This is a genomic window from Rhodobacter capsulatus (genome assembly GCF_003254295.1).
In the GTDB taxonomy this organism is placed as follows: domain Bacteria; phylum Pseudomonadota; class Alphaproteobacteria; order Rhodobacterales; family Rhodobacteraceae; genus Rhodobacter; species Rhodobacter capsulatus.
On sequence record NZ_QKZO01000008.1, the window covers coordinates 79484 to 93912 of the forward strand.

Here is a 14429-nt window from a genome sequence, read left to right on the forward strand (position 1 = left end):
GGGGCAGACTGGCAAAGCAGCACGAAGATACCCGTTTCCCCAATCGAACCAACATCTTGAACGCCGGAAGGCAAGGAGAAAGTCATGCAACAGGAAGCTCTCGGAATGGTCGAGACCAAAGGTCTGGTCGCCGCGATCGAAGCCGCCGATGCGATGGTCAAATCGGCCAATGTCACCATGGTCGGCTATGAAAAGATCGGCTCGGGTCTGGTCACCGTGATGGTGCGCGGCGACGTCGGCGCGGTCAAGGCCGCCACCGATGCCGGGGCCGTGGCCGCCGAAAAGGTCGGCTCGGTCGTCTCGGTCCATGTGATCCCGCGCCCGCACACCGAAGTCGAAAAAATCCTGCCGGCGCCGAAAGCCGTCTGAGCCCTGATCGCGAAAAGGAGGATCGACGATGAAAGACGATCTTGTCGAAAAACTGATGGACGAGGTGATGCGGAAGATGGGCTCTGCCCCCGCCGCCGAAGCCCCCGCCGCCGCCGAAAAGCCTGCCGAAAAGCCCGCCGCGAAAGCCGCGCCGAAGGCCTGCAACCTGACCGAATTCGTCGGCACGGCGATCGGCCACACCGTGGGCCTTGTGATCGCGAACGTCGATCCGCTGCTGCATGAAAAGATGAACATCGACCGGAAATACCGTTCGATCGGCATCGTCGGCGCGCGCACCGGGGCCGGGCCGCATATCTTCGCCGCCGACGAGGCGGTGAAGGCGACCAACAGCGAAGTGGTGCTGATCGAACTGCCGCGCGACACCGAGGGCGGCGGCGGGCACGGCTCGCTGATCCTGTTCGGCGCCGAGGACGTGTCCGACGCCCGCCGCGCCGTCGAGGTGACGCTCTCGGAGCTCAACCGCACCTTCGGCGATGTCTATGGCACGCCCGCGGGGCATCTGGAGTTCCAATATACCGCCCGCGCCAGCCACGCGCTGCACAAGGCCTTCGGGGCGCCGCTGGGCCAGGCCTTCGGCATCACCGTCGGCAGCCCCGCCGCCATCGGCGTGCTGATGGCCGATACCGCCGCCAAGGCCGCGACGGTTGTGCCGGTGGGCTATGCCTCGCCCGGCAACGGCGGGACCAGCCACTCGAACGAGGTGATCTTCATGTTCACCGGCGACTCGGGCGCGGTGCGGCAGTCGATCATCGCGGCGCGGGAGGTGGGCAAGCAGCTGCTCTCCACCCTTGATGGCGCGGAAATCGTCTCCTCGACGAAACCCTACATCTGAGACTGAAAGGACATCGTCATGTCGGAACAAAGCCTTGGGCTGATCGAGACGCTCGGTCTGGCGGCGGCGGTCACGGCCGCGGATGCCGCGGTGAAATCGGCCAATGTCACGCTGGTGGGCTACGAATTTGCCAAGGGCGACGGCATGACGGTGGTCAAGCTTCGCGGCGACGTGGGGGCCGTCAAGGCCGCCGTCGCCGCCGCGGAGATGGCGGCGGGGCGCGTCGGACGGGTCGTTGCGACCCGGGTCATCGCACGTCCCGCCGCCGGACTGATCCGGCTGATCGACAGCGCCGAGACGGTCGGCTGCGGACGGGCCGGGGCGCAGGATCCCGTCCCCGTGCCGCCGCAGGAGGAGGCGCCCGCCGAGCCGGTGCCGACCCCGCCGGACGCTTCCCCCTCCGAGGCGTCCGGCGCCGAACCGGCCCCCGAGACCGTGCCCGAGACCGTGCCCGAGACCGTTCCTGAACCTGTGCCCGAACCGGCGCCCGATCCCACCCCCGAACCGCCGCCCGTGCCCTATCGGCTGACCCGTCCCAAAGGGCCGAAGGGCCGCTAAGAGCGAAAGACCCCGATCATGTTCCTGCATTCGCTGATCGACCGCATCCTCGCCGAGCTTCTGGCCCAAGGCGCCGCCGCAGCCGAGACTGACCCCGCGCTTGTCCCCGTCGGCGTCTCGAACCGGCATGTTCACCTGTCGCGGCCCGACATGGATGCGCTTTTCGGCCCCGGATCGAGCCTGACCCGGATGAAGGCGATGAAACAGCCTGGCCAATATGCCGCCACCGAAACCGTCACCCTGCGCGGCCCGAAAGGCGAGATCGGCAAGGTCCGGGTGCTGGGGCCCTTGCGCAAGGAAACGCAGATCGAGATCTCGGTCGCCGACGGCTTCACTTTGGGCATCAAGCCGCCGATGCGGATGTCGGGCAAGCTTGACGGCTCGGCCGGGCTGACCGTCATCGGCCCCGCCGGATCGGTGACGAAAGACAGCGGCGTCATCGTCGCGCTGCGCCACATCCACATGCGCCCCGAAGATGCCGTGCGGCTGGGGGTGAAGACCGGCGACAGCGTCGATGTCGTCGTTTCCGGCCCGCGCGGCGGCGTCATGCATCATGTCGCGATCCGCTCTGACGAAGTGTCCGCGACCGAGATGCACATCGACGTCGAGGAGGCCAATGCCTTCGGGTTGACGAATGACGCGCTCGTGCGGCTGCGGAAGGTCTGAGGGGTCATCATGTCCGGCATCGACGCCATCCTGCACGACTTCGCCGCCCTGGTGCGGCAAGGCGATTGCCTGCCGCCCGAGGCGCGGGCGCAGGGCCCGCTGCGCGTCGGCGTCGATCTGGGCACGGCGAATCTGGTGCTGGCCGTCGTCGATGCGGCGGGCCGTCCGGTGGCGGGGCTGTCGCAACGCTCGGGCGGGATCCGCGACGGGATCGTCGTTGATTACCCGGCGACGGTGCGGATGGTGCGGGCGATGAAGGCCGCGCTGGAAACCCGGCTGGGCCAGCGCCTGACCCGGGCCGCGACGGCCATCCCCCCCGGCATCCTGCCCGGCAATGCCAAGGCCATCGGCAATGTGATCGAGGCGGCCGAGTTCGAGCTGGTCGAGATCCTAGACGAGCCGCTGGCCGCCGCGCGGCTGCTGGGCGTGACCGAGGGCGCCGTGGTCGATGTCGGCGGCGGCACCACCGGGATTTCGGTGCTGAAGGGCGGCAAGGTGCTGGCCTCGGTCGACGAGGCGACGGGGGGCACCCATATGACGCTGGTTCTGGCCGGGGCGCTGCGGCTCTCGCTGGCCGATGCCGAGGCGATGAAACTTGATCCCGCGCAGGCGCGCGAGGTGTTTTCGCTGGTCCGTCCGGTGGTGGACAAGATGGCGTCCATCGTCGCGGCCGTGCTGACCCGTTTTCCCGAGGTCGAAACGGTGCATGTCGTCGGCGGGGCCTGTTCCTTTGCCGATTTCGCCCCGGTCTTTGCCGCGCATCTGGGGCGGCGGGTGCTGAAACCGGCCGAGCCGCTTCTGGTGACGCCGCTTGGCATCGCGCTTTATCCGCAGGGGGGGCTGTGATGGACCTTGACCGCATCCTGATCGACCTGCTGTCCGACCGGATCGTGGCCGAGCTGAGGGCGCGCCGCCGCCGCGGGCTCTTGGTCTTTGGGGCAACCGATCTGGGGCTCGAGGCGGCTCTGCGCAGCCTCTCCACCCTGGCCAAGGCGGGCTGGAGTTTCGAATGGACCGCCGAGGCCGCGCTGCGCGAGGATCTGGCCGCGCGGCTCGACTGGCCCGAGGCTGCGGCGCCGGTGAGCCTTGCGCGATCCGCGCTGGTGCTGGTGCCTGCGCTCAGCCTTTCGCTGGCGGCGAAACTGGCGCAGGGGATTGCCGATGATCCGCTCTCGCAGATCTTGACCGAGGCGCTGGAGCGTGGCCGTCGCATCGTCGCCGCCCGCGATGGCGTCTGCCCCGCGGCGCGGGATCGTCTGGCCCGCGGCCTTGTGCCCGCGACCGAGGCGCGGCGCGCGCTGATGCGCGACCATCTTGCGGCGCTTGCCGCGCAGGGGGTGGAGCTGGGCTGGGCCGCGAACTTGGCGGCGTCCGTCGAGGGCGCAGGGGCCGCAAAGCCCCCCGCCACGCGGGACAGCGGCATCTTCGGCGCCCGGGACGCCCGGGCCGTGACCGGCGCCACCCTCCGGCTGGGCCGGGCCGTCCTGCTGACGCCCGCTGCGCAAGACATTCTTGCCGCCCGCGGCATCGCGATTTCAAGAGGTTAGGAGCGATCATGTATCTGGCAAAAGTCATCGGCCGTGTCGTCGCCACCACCAAGGATCAAAGCCTGTCGGGGGCGAAACTGCTGATCGTCATCCGCCTTGACGCCCGGCTGCGGACCGAGGGCGAGACGCAGATCGCCGTCGATACCGTCGGCGCGGGCGATGGCGAGACGGTGATCGTCACCACCGGCAGCGCCGGGCGGCTGGCGGGGATGCTGGGCCAATCGGTGGTCGACGCCAGTATCGTCGGCATCGTCGATACCGTCGAATGCCACGACCGGGCGGGGGGCTGAGCCATGGCGCTGATCGACACGATCCTTTGGACCGAATTGGCCGCCCGCCGCCCGCTGCGGCTGTGCGACGTCACCCGGATGGCGGCGGTGGCCGAGCTTGAGGCGCGGCGGCTCGGCGTTCCGGTTTGCATCGCCTTTTGCGACGGCGCGGGCACGGCGCTGCTCTTTCACCGGATGGAGGGGGCGCTGCCCGCCGCGGTCACGCTGGCCCCGGCCAAGGCCTGGACGGCGGCGGCCTATCGGATGGGCACCGACGCGCTGGGGGCCCTGACCGCCGCGGGCGGCATGCTGGCGGGGCTTGGCCCCGCGGGCGGGCCGATCGTCCCCTTTGGCGGCGGCCTGCCGATCCGGGCGGGGGCGGCGGTGCTGGGCGCCATCGGCATCAGCGGCGGCAGCGTCGAAGAAGACATGCAGATCGCGCGAAAGGCGATTGCGGCACATTGGGGCGCGGCCCCGAACGAAGGACAAGGACAATGAAAGACAGCGATATCGAAGACGCCGTGGCCCGCGTTTTGAGCGGCTACACCGCCCCGAAAGACGTGCAAGCGACGGTGGCCAAGGCCCTGACGGATCTGGCAAAACCCGGCACGCAGGGCTGTGTCTGGGAGGCCCCGAAGCCCGCCGATCCGATCGACGACATCATCGGCGGCATCCTGACGCGCGCGCTGGGCGAAAAAAACTGCTCCTGCTGCAAGGCGGGCAGCTGCACCGCGCCGGCAAACTGCCTCTCGATCCCCGACGATCAGTCCGAAACCCTGGGCGACGGCATCTTCGCCACGATGGATGCGGCCATCGAGGCCGCGGCCGAGGCGCAGCGGCAATATCTGTTCTGCACCATGTCGGCGCGCAAGCGCTTCATCGACGGCATCCGCGAGGTCTTTCTGAACCCCGCGCTGCTGGAGCGGATCTCGCGTCTCGCGGTCGAGCAGACCGGCATGGGCAATGTCGCGCACAAGATCATCAAGAACCGGCTGGCGGCGGAAAAGACCCCCGGCATCGAAGACCTGACCACCGAGGCGCAAAGCGGCGATGACGGGCTGACGCTGGTCGAGCTTTCCGCCTATGGCGTCATCGGGGCGATCACGCCGACGACGAACCCGACCGAGACGATCATCTGCAACGCGATCGGCATGCTGGCCGCGGGCAATGCGGTGGTCTTCAGCCCCCATCCGCGCGCGCGCGGCGTCAGCCTGCTGGCGATCAAGCTGATCAACCGCAAGCTGGCGGCGCTCGGCGCGCCTGCGAACCTTGTCGTGACCGTGCAGGCCCCCTCGATCGAGAACACCACTGCGATGATGGCGCATCCGAAGGTGCGGATGCTGGTGGCGACGGGCGGCCCGGCGATCGTGAAGACGGTGCTGTCCTCGGGCAAGAAGGCGATCGGGGCGGGGGCGGGCAACCCGCCGGTGGTGGTTGACGAAACCGCCGACATTCCGAAAGCGGCGCAGGACATCGTCAACGGCTGTTCCTTTGACAACAACATGCCCTGCGTGGCGGAAAAGGAACTGATCGCAGTGGCGGAAATCGCCGATTTCCTGACCGCCGAGCTGGTCCGCAACGGCGCGCATCGGCTGACCGACCCGGTGCAGATCGCCGCGCTGGAGAAGCTCGTGCTGACCGACAAGGGCGGGCCGCAAACGGGCTGCGTCGGCAAATCGGCGGTCTGGCTGCTCGACAAGATCGGCATCACCGCCGCGCCGGAAACCCGGATCATCCTGATCGAGACCGGCAAGGATCACCCCTTCGTTCAGGAAGAGCTGATGATGCCGATCCTGCCGCTGGTGCGGGTGGCATGCGTCGACGAAGCCATTGATCTGGCAGTCGAATTGGAACACGGCAACCGCCATACCGCGATCATGCATTCGACCAATGTGCGCAAGCTGACGAAGATGGCGAAGCTGATCCAGACCACGATCTTCGTGAAGAACGGGCCCTCTTATGCCGGGCTTGGTGTCGGCGGCGAGGGCTATGCCACCTTCACCATTGCCGGGCCGACGGGCGAGGGGCTGACCTCTCCCCGCTCCTTCGCCCGCCGCCGCAAATGCGTGATGGTCGAAGCGCTGAACGTGCGCTGAGACCCCGAAAAGGACACTTGCCATGCAAATCCGCATCATCAACGCCCCCGCCCCCGATCTTCTGGAGATGCTCGCCCGCCGCGTCGCGCCGGGGGTGCGCAAATGGATCGAGGAAAACCGGGTCTCGGCGATCGGCTTCGTGCAGGCAAGTGTCCCCGACCTTTTCTATTTCGCTGATATCGCGGGCAAATCCGCCCATGTGATGACGGTCGAGCTGTCCGGCACCTGCCCGCAGACGACGACGACGCTGGCCGTGCTGGGCGAGACTGCCTCGGTCCGCGCCGCGATGGATGCGATTGCCGCGCAGGGCTCCGGCTTCTAGGCCCGCTGCCACGAAAGGAATACCCCATGTCCGACATCGATTTCACCGCCGAAGGCACGGTCTTCGACATCCAGCGCTATTCGATCCATGACGGGCCCGGGGTGCGGACCATCGTCTTCCTCAAGGGCTGCCCGCTGTCGTGCCGCTGGTGTTCGAACCCGGAATCGCAATCGACCGAACCGGATCTGTTCTTCCGCGCCTCGGCCTGCATCGGCTGCGGCAAATGCGTGCCGGTCTGTCCGGTGGGGGCGCTGTCGCGTGACAATCCGGGCTTTGTCGACCGGGCGAAATGCATCCGCTGCGGCGACTGCACCAAGGTCTGCCCGACCGAGGCGCTCAAGCGCGCGGGCCGCAGGATGCGCGTGGCCGAGGTGATGCAGGAGCTGCGCAAGGATGCGATCCACTACCGCCGCTCGGGCGGGGGGGTGACGCTGTCGGGGGGGGAACCGCTGTTGCAGGCGGCTTTCGCGAAACAGCTGCTGATGGCCTGCCACGAACAGGGCTGGAACACCGCGATGGAAACCACGGGCTGCGCCCCGCGCGAGGTGATCCGCGAGGTGATCCCGCATGTCGATCACCTGCTGATGGATCTGAAATCGATCGATCCGGCGGTGCATCAGGCGCATACCGGCGTCGACAACCGGCTGATCCTGGAAAATGCGCTGATCGCGGCTTCGCTGACGCGGGCGGTGGTGCGGGTGCCGGTGGTGCCCGGGGTGAACGACAGCCCCGCCGCGATCACCGCGATTGCCCGCTTTGCCAAGCTGATGCCGGGCGTCGATACGGTGCATCTGCTGCCCTATCACAGCTTTGGCGAGAACAAGTATCGCCTGCTCGGCCGGACCTGTCCGATGGGGGCGCTGCCCGATCTGAAGCCCGAGGCGGTGATGCCCTTGAAAACGCTGGTCGAGGCCGAGGGGCTGCGCTGCGTGATCGGCGGCTGAGGCGCAACCGAAAGGCGAAAAAATCCTTATGGTGCGGTAACTTGTCACGAGGCCGGGAAGGGCGGGGGGATTTGCGCCAGATCAGGTTTTCCCCCGTCCGACTGCGTTAAGGCTCGGCAGGAGCGACGAGCGAGTCGGCATTTCCCTGCACGCCGGGGGCCTTGGGCAATTTCCGCCCGACCCCCGGGCAGAGACCAGCGTCGGGCTGGGCTCTCGTTGGCGCCGGGGATGTCCACCCGTCTTGTCGCGCGCGATGCAGAGGGGTTGGCATGGGAAGCAAGACGCCTTTCGGGCAGTCCGTCGAGGTTCTGATCGGCCCGGGCCAGCGCCCGGTGCCGGAGACGACGGAATTCAAGGCCGCGCGGCGGCGCAAGCTTGTCGATCTGATGAGCACCGAGATGCTGCAGAAGGTGCAGGACAATTTCAGCGCCGCCGTCGGCGTGGCGATGGTCATCGTCGATCCCGAGGGGGCGCCGGTGACGAAACCCTCGGGGTTTTCGCCCTTCTGCGAGGCGGTGCGAAGCCGCCCCGACTGGCGCGAGCGCTGCTTTCACTGCGATGCGGTGGGCGGGCGCACGGCGCTGTCGACGGGCGAACCCGCGATCTACAAATGTCACTGCCAGCTGGTCGATTTCGCCGCGCCGATCAATCTGCGCGGCGAATATCTGGGCGCGGTGATCTGCGGTCAGGTGAAGCTGGCGCCGGGCGGGCATCCGCGCATCGTCGATCTGTCGAACATCTTCCCCGCCGAGGGCTCCTGGAGCGAGGATCCCGCGCTTTTGTCCCTGCATGCGCAGATCGGCGAGATCAGCTTCGACCGGCTGCGCTCGGCGGCGTTTTCGCTCTTCACCATCGCCTCGCATATCGTCGAGGAAAGCTATTCGCAGGGCGTGACGCAGGAGCTTTACGCGAAAAACCTGCGTCTGGCCGCGGAATCGCAACGCCGCGCCGAACTCGAACGGCTGTTGCGCGAAGCCGAGTTGCAGGCGCTCTCCTATCAGGTGAACCCGCATTTCCTGTTCAACGTGCTCAACACCATCGGCCGTCTGGCGCTGGTCGAGGGCGCGCCCGAGACGGAAACCACGGTGCATGCCTTTGCCGACATGATGCGCTATCTGCTCAAGCGGTCGGGCTCGCAATTCGTGCCGCTGCGCACCGAGGTCGATCACGTGCGCAACTATCTTTACCTGCTCAAGCTGCGGATGGGCGACCGGTTCGATTTCACGCTCGATGCGCCCGAGGCATTCGACCGCGTCCTGTGCCCCTTCATGGTGCTGCATCCGCTGGTGGAAAACTGCATCAACTATGCAGTCGAGCCGATGGAAAGCGGCGGTCTGATCGAGATTTCGCTCTATCGCGACGGCGGTGACGTGATTTTGGACGTGCTCGACAACGGCCCGGGCATCAGCGCCGAACGCCGTCACGATGTCCTGCGCGGCGAGGCCGATCATGGCGGGCGCAAAAGCATCGGGCTGCACAACATCCACAGCCGGATGCGGCAATATTTCGGCGACAGCCACGGGCTTGAAATCGTCAGCCCGTTCCGGCAGGGCCGCGGCACGCTTGTGCGGCTGCGGCTGCCGATCGATTTCGACCCCTGCGCGTTCTGAGGTTGCCGATGTTCGATATTGCCATCGTCGAGGATGAAGAACTGGAACGCCGGGCGCTGCGCACGATCCTGGAGCGCAACCTGCCCGGGGTCAATGTGGTGGGCGAGGCGAAGAACGGCGCCGAGGCTTTGCGTCTGATCGACAGCCGCAAGATCGACCTGATGCTGCTCGACATCCGGATTCCGCGCCCGGACGGGCTTGAAATCCTTGAACTTCTGCGCAACCGCGCGGCGCCGACCAAGGTCCTGATCATCACCGCCTATGATCATTTCGAGATCATGCAGGCGGCGATCCAGCTGCGCGCCGACGGCTTCCTGCTCAAGCCGGTGCGGACCGAGGCGCTGCTGAAATCCGTCACCGACTGTCTGCGGACGGCCGCGCCCGTCGCTGTCCCGCCCGCGCCGGAACCCGCCCCGGATCTGCGCACCGAGCTGGGCCGGATGGTCGCCGCCCATGCCTATCGCGACGGTCTGGCGCTGGTGCGGCGGCAGATCGAGGCGCTGCATGGCCATCGCGACAAGCCCGCCCGGCAGGCGGTGCTCGATCTGGCGCAGCTGCTGGCCGATCTGATCGACGGCAGAGGCCGCAGCCTGCCCGCGCCGCTTGCCCGCCGGATCGAGGCGCTGGCGACGCAACGGCTCGATCCGCGCGACAGCTACAAGCTGCAGGAACTCTTCGGCGACATCACCGATCTGCTTTTCGATCCGGGCGAGGAGACCGGCGCGGGCGCGGCGGCGCGGATCGAAACGGTGCGCAACTATATCGAGCGCAACCTGCACAAGTCGGTGACGCTTGAAGACGCGGCCGAGCAGGCCCATGTCAGCGCCTGCTATCTCAGCCGGTTGTTCCATCGGCAGATGGACCGGACCTTCATCGCCTATGTGAAGGAGCGCCGGATCGCGCGGGCCAAGGAATTGCTGTCGGGATCAAGCCTGCCGATCCTGAATGTGGCGCTGGATCTGGCCTATCAGGACGCGAATTACTTCTGCAAGGCGTTCAAGAAAGAGGTCGGCGTCTCGCCCTCGGAATTCCGCCGCGCCAGCCGTCCGGGCGGGATCTGAGCGCCCCCCGTCCGCGCCCCGGACAGATCGCCGTGGACGCAACCGCAGTTTTCACAGCCGGGTCGCCACCGGCGGCGATCATTCCTCCAGCTCGCTGTCCCAGTAAAGGAAGTCGAGCCAGGTCTGGTGCAGCCCCTCCTTGGCCATCGGCAGCCGTCGCGCGATGTCGTCCAGCTGGCGCGGGCTGGGCTCGAAAGGGGCCCGCAACAGCCGCATCCCGGCCTCTTTCGGGGTCCGGCAGCCCTTGCGCAGATTGTCCGGGCCGCAGGCGGTGACGATGTTGGTCCAGCGGCTGCCGCCCGACCGCGCCCGCGGAATCACGTGATCGAAGGTCAGCTCCGAGGCCGAAAACCGCTTGCCGCAATACTGGCAGCGGAATTCGTCGCGCAAGAACACGTTGAACCGCGTGTAGGGCACTTTCTTGCGTCGCCGATAGGTCTTGAGCGCCACCACCGCCGGGATCTCGAAGCTCTGGTTGGCCGAGGAGACCCGCAGCCCCTCGTAGGTCTTCACCTGGATGACGCGTTCCTGCAGCACCGCGACCAGCCCCTGCTGCCAGCTCCAGGCGGACAGCGGCGCCTAGGACAAGGGCTGCATGTCGGCGTTCAACACCAGCGTGCGCAGATTTCCGATCGCCGCATTCATCCCCGCCTCCTTTCGGCAAGGCCCTGCAGGCAAAGAAAAAAGCGCGTGGGATACACGCGCTTTCGCAAGGGCCGACAGGAAGAGACAAGCGTCACGGGGGTGATACTGCCCGGATGCGGCGGGCAGGCAAAGCCACCGTCGGCCGACACCCGGTTGCGCCGGTCCCTGCAGGCCCGCAGCCTTTTACCCCCTCGATCCGATCCGCACATCGTCCTTCCCCGCCTGTTCCGAGCGGGCAGCGCGGCGGAGAAGCCCCCGCCTCTGCCACAGCTCTACTATATCTCGCGTCAGCCGCAGGACAAGGCCCGCGATCTGCGCAACCTGCCCGTGGGCCTTGGCATTGCATGCGTTTGCAACGGCGATATGACGGGCTGCCCGGAAATCGGGCAGCAGAAAGGCGACTCAGCCGGGCAGATGCGCCCGCAGGAAAGCCAGCGCCTGACCCAGCCCGTCGGGCGAGATGCCATGCCCGGTGCCGCGCATCACATGGGTGCGCAGATCGAACCCGGCGGCGCTCAGCGCATCGGCGGCCTGTTTCAGATCGCCGAAGGGCACGATCTGATCGACATCGCCGTGAAGCAGCAGCATCGGCGGTTTCGTCACCGTCTCGGCGGCCAGCGCATCGGCGCGCAAAAGCCGCCCGGAAAAGCCGACGACCCCGGCCAAGGCCTGCGCGCGGCGCGGCGCCACCTGCAGCGCCATCATCGTGCCCTGCGAAAAGCCGAGAAGCGCGATCTGCGACGCTGCCAGCGCCTCGGAGGTCATCACCTGATCAAGGAAGGCGTTCAGATCTTCGGACGACCGCGCCAGCCCCGCCGCGGCCTCCTCGGGGGCGGAGCCGTCAAGCCAGGGGATCGGGAACCATTGCCGCCCAAAGGGATTGGTCACGCAGGTCTCGGGCGCGTCGGGGGCGAGGAACAGCGTGTTCGGCAGATGCGGCGCCAAGGGCTCGGCCAGACCCAGCAGGTCGTCGCCATCCGCCCCGTAGCCGTGCAGGAAGATCACCGCCGAGGTCGCCTTGCCCGAAAGGGCCTCGACCCGTCCCACCTTGTTGATCCGCGTCATGGCGCCACTCCTTCGCGATCCTTCATCGCCGCGTAATAGGCCCAAAGCCCGCGCGCGGCAACCGCCCGCCAGGGCGACCAGGGCGCAGAGAGCGTGCCAAAGGCGCGCGGCTTCGGCCGTTCGGGCAGGTCAAACAGCATCCGCGCCGCCTCGGCGAGCGCCAGATCGTCGACGGCAAAGACATCGGCGCGGCCCAGCGCGAAGATCAGATACATCTCGACCGTCCAGCGGCCGATGCCGGGCAGGGGCAGCAGCGTCTCGAACACCTGCGCATCGGGAAGCTGGCGCAGCGCGTCGAAATCGATCCCCGAACGGGCGAGCGCCTGCAGATAGCGCACCTTTTGCCGCGACAGGCCACAGGAACGCAGATCGTCCTCGCCCGCCTCGGCCAAAGCGGGGGCGGCGCCGAACCCGGCCTCGATCAGCCTGCCGCGGATCGAGCGTGCCGCGGCGGTGGAAACCTGCTGACCGAGGATGGCATCGCGCAGGGCGTCGAACCCGTCCTCGCGGCGGCGCAGCGGCCAGGGGCCGGTCCGCTCCAGCGCCCGGGCAAAGCGCGGCTCGGTCGCGGCCAGCCAGGCCGCGCCCTCGGCGATATCCTCTTCGGTGGTGATGATGCGTCCGACCATGCGCCCAGCCTGCCCGGTTTTCGCGCCCGCCGCCAGCCCCGAAAGCTTGCCAGCCCGCACGGCGCGCGCTAGGCCTTGGGCATGACACAGACTGCCGCCTCTGCCCCGCCGCTGCCGCTTCGCAACCTGATCGTGCTGGTCGCGGCGCAGGCATTTCTGGGCGCGCAGATGTCGATGATCTTCACCGTCGGCGGGCTGGCGGGCCAGTCGCTGGCCACGAACCCCTGTCTGGCGACGCTGCCCTTGTCGCTGATCGTGCTGGGATCGGTGCTGACGGCGCAGCCGATGTCGAGCTTCATGGCCGTGCACGGCCGCCGCGCGGGGTTCATTCTGGCCACGGCCGCGGGCGGCATCGGTGCGGCGATTTCCGCCCATGCGCTGGCGATCGGCTCTTTCCCGCTTTTCTGCCTGGGCTCGCTTCTGGCCGGTATCTACATGTCGGCGCAGGGATTTTACCGCTTCGCCGCGACCGACGGGATCGCGCCCGAGCATCAAAGCAAGGCGATTTCCTGGGTGCTGGCCGGGGGGCTGATCGCGGCGGTGCTGGGGCCGCAGCTGGTGAAAGTGACGGCGCAGGCGCTGGTGGTGCCGTTTCAGGCCACCTACCTTGCGATCATCGCGATCAATCTGGCCGGGCCGCTGCTCTTTGCCTTCCTGCGCATCCCCGCGCCCGGACGCCGGGTGAAGGGACAGTCCGGGGGGCAGGTTGCGGGGCGGACGCGGGCCCAGCTGTTGCGCGATCCGGTGATCCTGGTGGCGATGATCTGCGGCATGGTCTCCTATGCGCTGATGAACCTCGTGATGACCTCGACGCCGCTGGCGGTGGTGGGCTGTGGGCACACCACGACGAATGCCGCCGACATCGTCTCGGCGCATGTGCTGGCGATGTATCTGCCCTCCTTCTTCACCGGCCATCTGATCGCCCGCTTCGGTCGCGAAGTGATTGTGGGCATTGGTCTTTTCATTCTGGCCGTGGCGGGGGCGGTGGCCCTGACCGGGGTTGATCTCGAGCAATTCTTCCTGGCGCTGGTGCTGTTGGGCCTGGGCTGGAACTTCGGTTTCATCGGCTCGACCGCGATGCTCGCCGCCGCCCATGCCCCCGAGGAACGCGGCACGGTGCAGGGGATGAACGATTTCGTCGTCTTCGGCGGGGTGTTTCTGGCCTCGCTCTCCTCGGGCGGGCTGATGACCTGCGCCTCGGCCGATGCGGTGGCGGGCTGGCAGGCGGTGAACCTCGCCATGCTGCCCTTCCTGACGCTGGCGGGCGCGGCGCTGATCTGGCTGGTGCTGCGGCCGAAGGACACCCGCTGAGGGGGCTACCGCCCCGGACCCGCGTCGTCAAACGTGCCGTGGTGGTCATGTGCGCATTGGCCGTGATCGCCCAGCACCTCGATCACCCGGCACTCGGCGATCTTGCCATGCGCACATTGCCCGATCATCCGCATCAGCTCGTCCTCCAGCGCCTGCAGCCGCGCGATGCGCGAGCGGATCGTCGCCAGCTGCGCCCGCGCGATCGCATCGACGGCGGTGCAGGGCTGGTCGGGCTGGTCGGACAGGCCCAGCAGATCGCGGATCGCCTCGAGCGGAAAACCCAGATCGCGGGCATGGCGGATGAAGGACAGCCGCCGCCGCGCCGCCGCGCCGTAAAGCCGCTGATTGCCGCTGCTGCGCTCGGCCGCGGGCATCAGGCCGATCTGCTCGTAATAACGGATCGTCGGCACCTTGACCCCGGTTTCCTGCGACAGACGCCCGATGCTGAGCATGATCCCCCCTTGCAGCTCTAGTCGCTAGAGAG

General features: G+C 67.6%; 18 protein-coding genes. 14 read left to right on the forward strand and 4 right to left on the reverse strand.

The features are described from left to right. Nucleotides 1–84: 84 nt before the first annotated feature. The 13 genes from pduA to LY44_RS12760 all read left to right on the forward strand — a co-directional run bounded on the left by pduA (nucleotide 85) and on the right by LY44_RS12760 (nucleotide 10295). A complete protein-coding gene (pduA, locus tag LY44_RS12700; RefSeq protein WP_055212822.1) occupies nucleotides 85–369 on the forward strand; it encodes a propanediol utilization microcompartment protein PduA in 285 nt (94 codons plus the stop codon). A 28-nt stretch (nucleotides 370–397) separates the two neighbouring features. Beyond that, a complete protein-coding gene (pduB, locus tag LY44_RS12705) occupies nucleotides 398–1222 on the forward strand; it encodes a propanediol utilization microcompartment protein PduB (protein ID WP_055212823.1) in 825 nt (274 codons plus the stop codon). A gap of 18 nt (nucleotides 1223–1240) precedes the next feature. Further along, a complete protein-coding gene (locus LY44_RS18575; protein WP_055212824.1) occupies nucleotides 1241–1780 on the forward strand; it encodes a BMC domain-containing protein in 540 nt (179 codons plus the stop codon). An 18-nt stretch (nucleotides 1781–1798) separates the two neighbouring features. Then, nucleotides 1799–2446, forward strand: coding sequence for a phosphate propanoyltransferase (locus LY44_RS12715; RefSeq protein WP_055212825.1), 648 nt, complete (start codon nucleotides 1799–1801; stop codon nucleotides 2444–2446). A 9-nt stretch (nucleotides 2447–2455) separates the two neighbouring features. Further along, complete coding sequence (eutJ, locus tag LY44_RS12720; RefSeq protein ID WP_055212826.1) at nucleotides 2456–3292, forward strand: ethanolamine utilization protein EutJ; 837 nt, start codon at nucleotides 2456–2458, stop codon at nucleotides 3290–3292. Beyond that, complete coding sequence (locus LY44_RS12725; RefSeq protein WP_055212827.1) at nucleotides 3292–3993, forward strand: hypothetical protein; 702 nt, start codon at nucleotides 3292–3294, stop codon at nucleotides 3991–3993. The genes eutJ and LY44_RS12725 overlap by 1 nt, the downstream gene beginning before the upstream one ends. Before the next feature lie 8 nt (nucleotides 3994–4001). Further along, on the forward strand, nucleotides 4002–4283 hold the full coding sequence (locus LY44_RS12730) for a EutN/CcmL family microcompartment protein (RefSeq protein ID WP_055212828.1): 282 nt from the start codon (nucleotides 4002–4004) through the stop codon (nucleotides 4281–4283). 3 nt (nucleotides 4284–4286) lie between these two features. Then, nucleotides 4287–4760, forward strand: coding sequence for a GlcG/HbpS family heme-binding protein (locus LY44_RS12735; protein WP_055212829.1), 474 nt, complete (start codon nucleotides 4287–4289; stop codon nucleotides 4758–4760). Continuing rightward, nucleotides 4757–6358 (forward strand): aldehyde dehydrogenase family protein, encoded by a 1602-nt coding sequence (locus tag LY44_RS12740; RefSeq protein ID WP_055212830.1) that lies wholly within the window; start codon nucleotides 4757–4759, stop codon nucleotides 6356–6358. The genes LY44_RS12735 and LY44_RS12740 overlap by 4 nt, the downstream gene beginning before the upstream one ends. A gap of 22 nt (nucleotides 6359–6380) precedes the next feature. Then, complete coding sequence (locus LY44_RS12745; protein WP_055212831.1) at nucleotides 6381–6680, forward strand: BMC domain-containing protein; 300 nt, start codon at nucleotides 6381–6383, stop codon at nucleotides 6678–6680. Between the two features lie 26 nt (nucleotides 6681–6706). Further along, the gene (locus LY44_RS12750) at nucleotides 6707–7624 is read left to right on the forward strand and encodes a glycyl-radical enzyme activating protein (RefSeq protein ID WP_055212832.1); all 918 of its coding nucleotides are present in this window, start codon (nucleotides 6707–6709) and stop codon (nucleotides 7622–7624) included. A gap of 269 nt (nucleotides 7625–7893) precedes the next feature. Then, nucleotides 7894–9234, forward strand: coding sequence for a sensor histidine kinase (locus LY44_RS12755; protein WP_111396026.1), 1341 nt, complete (start codon nucleotides 7894–7896; stop codon nucleotides 9232–9234). Nucleotides 9235–9242: 8 nt separating this feature from the next. Further along, nucleotides 9243–10295: a response regulator gene (locus tag LY44_RS12760; RefSeq protein ID WP_055212833.1), complete on the forward strand. Its 1053-nt coding sequence runs from the start codon at nucleotides 9243–9245 to the stop codon at nucleotides 10293–10295. Nucleotides 10296–10373: 78 nt separating this feature from the next. Here the strand turns inward: LY44_RS12760 and LY44_RS12765 are convergent, their stop codons facing one another. The 3 genes from LY44_RS12765 to LY44_RS12775 form a co-directional block, all read right to left on the reverse strand. After that, nucleotides 10374–10832 carry an HNH endonuclease gene (locus LY44_RS12765; protein WP_223230665.1) on the reverse strand — a complete coding sequence of 153 codons (459 nt, stop codon included), beginning with the start codon at nucleotides 10830–10832 and terminating at the stop codon, nucleotides 10374–10376. Nucleotides 10833–11342: 510 nt separating this feature from the next. Then, nucleotides 11343–12005 (reverse strand): alpha/beta hydrolase, encoded by a 663-nt coding sequence (locus LY44_RS12770; RefSeq protein ID WP_055212834.1) that lies wholly within the window; start codon nucleotides 12003–12005, stop codon nucleotides 11343–11345. Further along, on the reverse strand, nucleotides 12002–12634 hold the full coding sequence (locus tag LY44_RS12775; protein ID WP_055212893.1) for a DNA-3-methyladenine glycosylase family protein: 633 nt from the start codon (nucleotides 12632–12634) through the stop codon (nucleotides 12002–12004). The genes LY44_RS12770 and LY44_RS12775 overlap by 4 nt, the downstream gene beginning before the upstream one ends. 81 nt (nucleotides 12635–12715) lie before the next feature. Here LY44_RS12775 and LY44_RS12780 point away from each other — a divergent pair, with 81 nt between their 5' ends. Beyond that, nucleotides 12716–13945, forward strand: a complete 1230-nt coding sequence (locus tag LY44_RS12780) for an MFS transporter (protein WP_055212835.1) — start codon at nucleotides 12716–12718, stop codon at nucleotides 13943–13945. Between the two features lie 5 nt (nucleotides 13946–13950). Here LY44_RS12780 and LY44_RS12785 read toward each other — a convergent pair whose 3' ends face one another. After that, nucleotides 13951–14397, reverse strand: coding sequence for a MerR family transcriptional regulator (locus LY44_RS12785; RefSeq protein WP_055212836.1), 447 nt, complete (start codon nucleotides 14395–14397; stop codon nucleotides 13951–13953). Between the last annotated feature and the right edge of the window lie 32 nt (nucleotides 14398–14429).

Excerpts from the sequence above, each read along its gene's own strand:
- LY44_RS12770 (WP_055212834.1), bottom strand. The coding sequence starts at position 12,005 with ATGACGCGGATCAACAAGGTGGGACGGGTCGAGGCCCTTTCGGGCAAG.
- LY44_RS12775 (WP_055212893.1), bottom strand. The coding sequence starts at position 12,634 with ATGGTCGGACGCATCATCACCACCGAAGAGGATATCGCCGAGGGCGCG.
- LY44_RS12725 (WP_055212827.1), top strand. The coding sequence starts at position 3,292 with ATGGACCTTGACCGCATCCTGATCGACCTGCTGTCCGACCGGATCGTG.
- LY44_RS18575 (WP_055212824.1), top strand. The coding sequence starts at position 1,241 with ATGTCGGAACAAAGCCTTGGGCTGATCGAGACGCTCGGTCTGGCGGCG.
- LY44_RS12730 (WP_055212828.1), top strand. The coding sequence starts at position 4,002 with ATGTATCTGGCAAAAGTCATCGGCCGTGTCGTCGCCACCACCAAGGAT.
- LY44_RS12785 (WP_055212836.1), bottom strand. The coding sequence starts at position 14,397 with ATGCTCAGCATCGGGCGTCTGTCGCAGGAAACCGGGGTCAAGGTGCCG.
- LY44_RS12715 (WP_055212825.1), top strand. The coding sequence starts at position 1,799 with ATGTTCCTGCATTCGCTGATCGACCGCATCCTCGCCGAGCTTCTGGCC.
- pduB (WP_055212823.1), top strand. The coding sequence starts at position 398 with ATGAAAGACGATCTTGTCGAAAAACTGATGGACGAGGTGATGCGGAAG.
- LY44_RS12745 (WP_055212831.1), top strand. The coding sequence starts at position 6,381 with ATGCAAATCCGCATCATCAACGCCCCCGCCCCCGATCTTCTGGAGATG.
- pduA (WP_055212822.1), top strand. The coding sequence starts at position 85 with ATGCAACAGGAAGCTCTCGGAATGGTCGAGACCAAAGGTCTGGTCGCC.
- LY44_RS12780 (WP_055212835.1), top strand. The coding sequence starts at position 12,716 with ATGACACAGACTGCCGCCTCTGCCCCGCCGCTGCCGCTTCGCAACCTG.
- LY44_RS12755 (WP_111396026.1), top strand. The coding sequence starts at position 7,894 with ATGGGAAGCAAGACGCCTTTCGGGCAGTCCGTCGAGGTTCTGATCGGC.
- LY44_RS12750 (WP_055212832.1), top strand. The coding sequence starts at position 6,707 with ATGTCCGACATCGATTTCACCGCCGAAGGCACGGTCTTCGACATCCAG.
- eutJ (WP_055212826.1), top strand. The coding sequence starts at position 2,456 with ATGTCCGGCATCGACGCCATCCTGCACGACTTCGCCGCCCTGGTGCGG.
- LY44_RS12760 (WP_055212833.1), top strand. The coding sequence starts at position 9,243 with ATGTTCGATATTGCCATCGTCGAGGATGAAGAACTGGAACGCCGGGCG.
- LY44_RS12735 (WP_055212829.1), top strand. The coding sequence starts at position 4,287 with ATGGCGCTGATCGACACGATCCTTTGGACCGAATTGGCCGCCCGCCGC.
- LY44_RS12740 (WP_055212830.1), top strand. The coding sequence starts at position 4,757 with ATGAAAGACAGCGATATCGAAGACGCCGTGGCCCGCGTTTTGAGCGGC.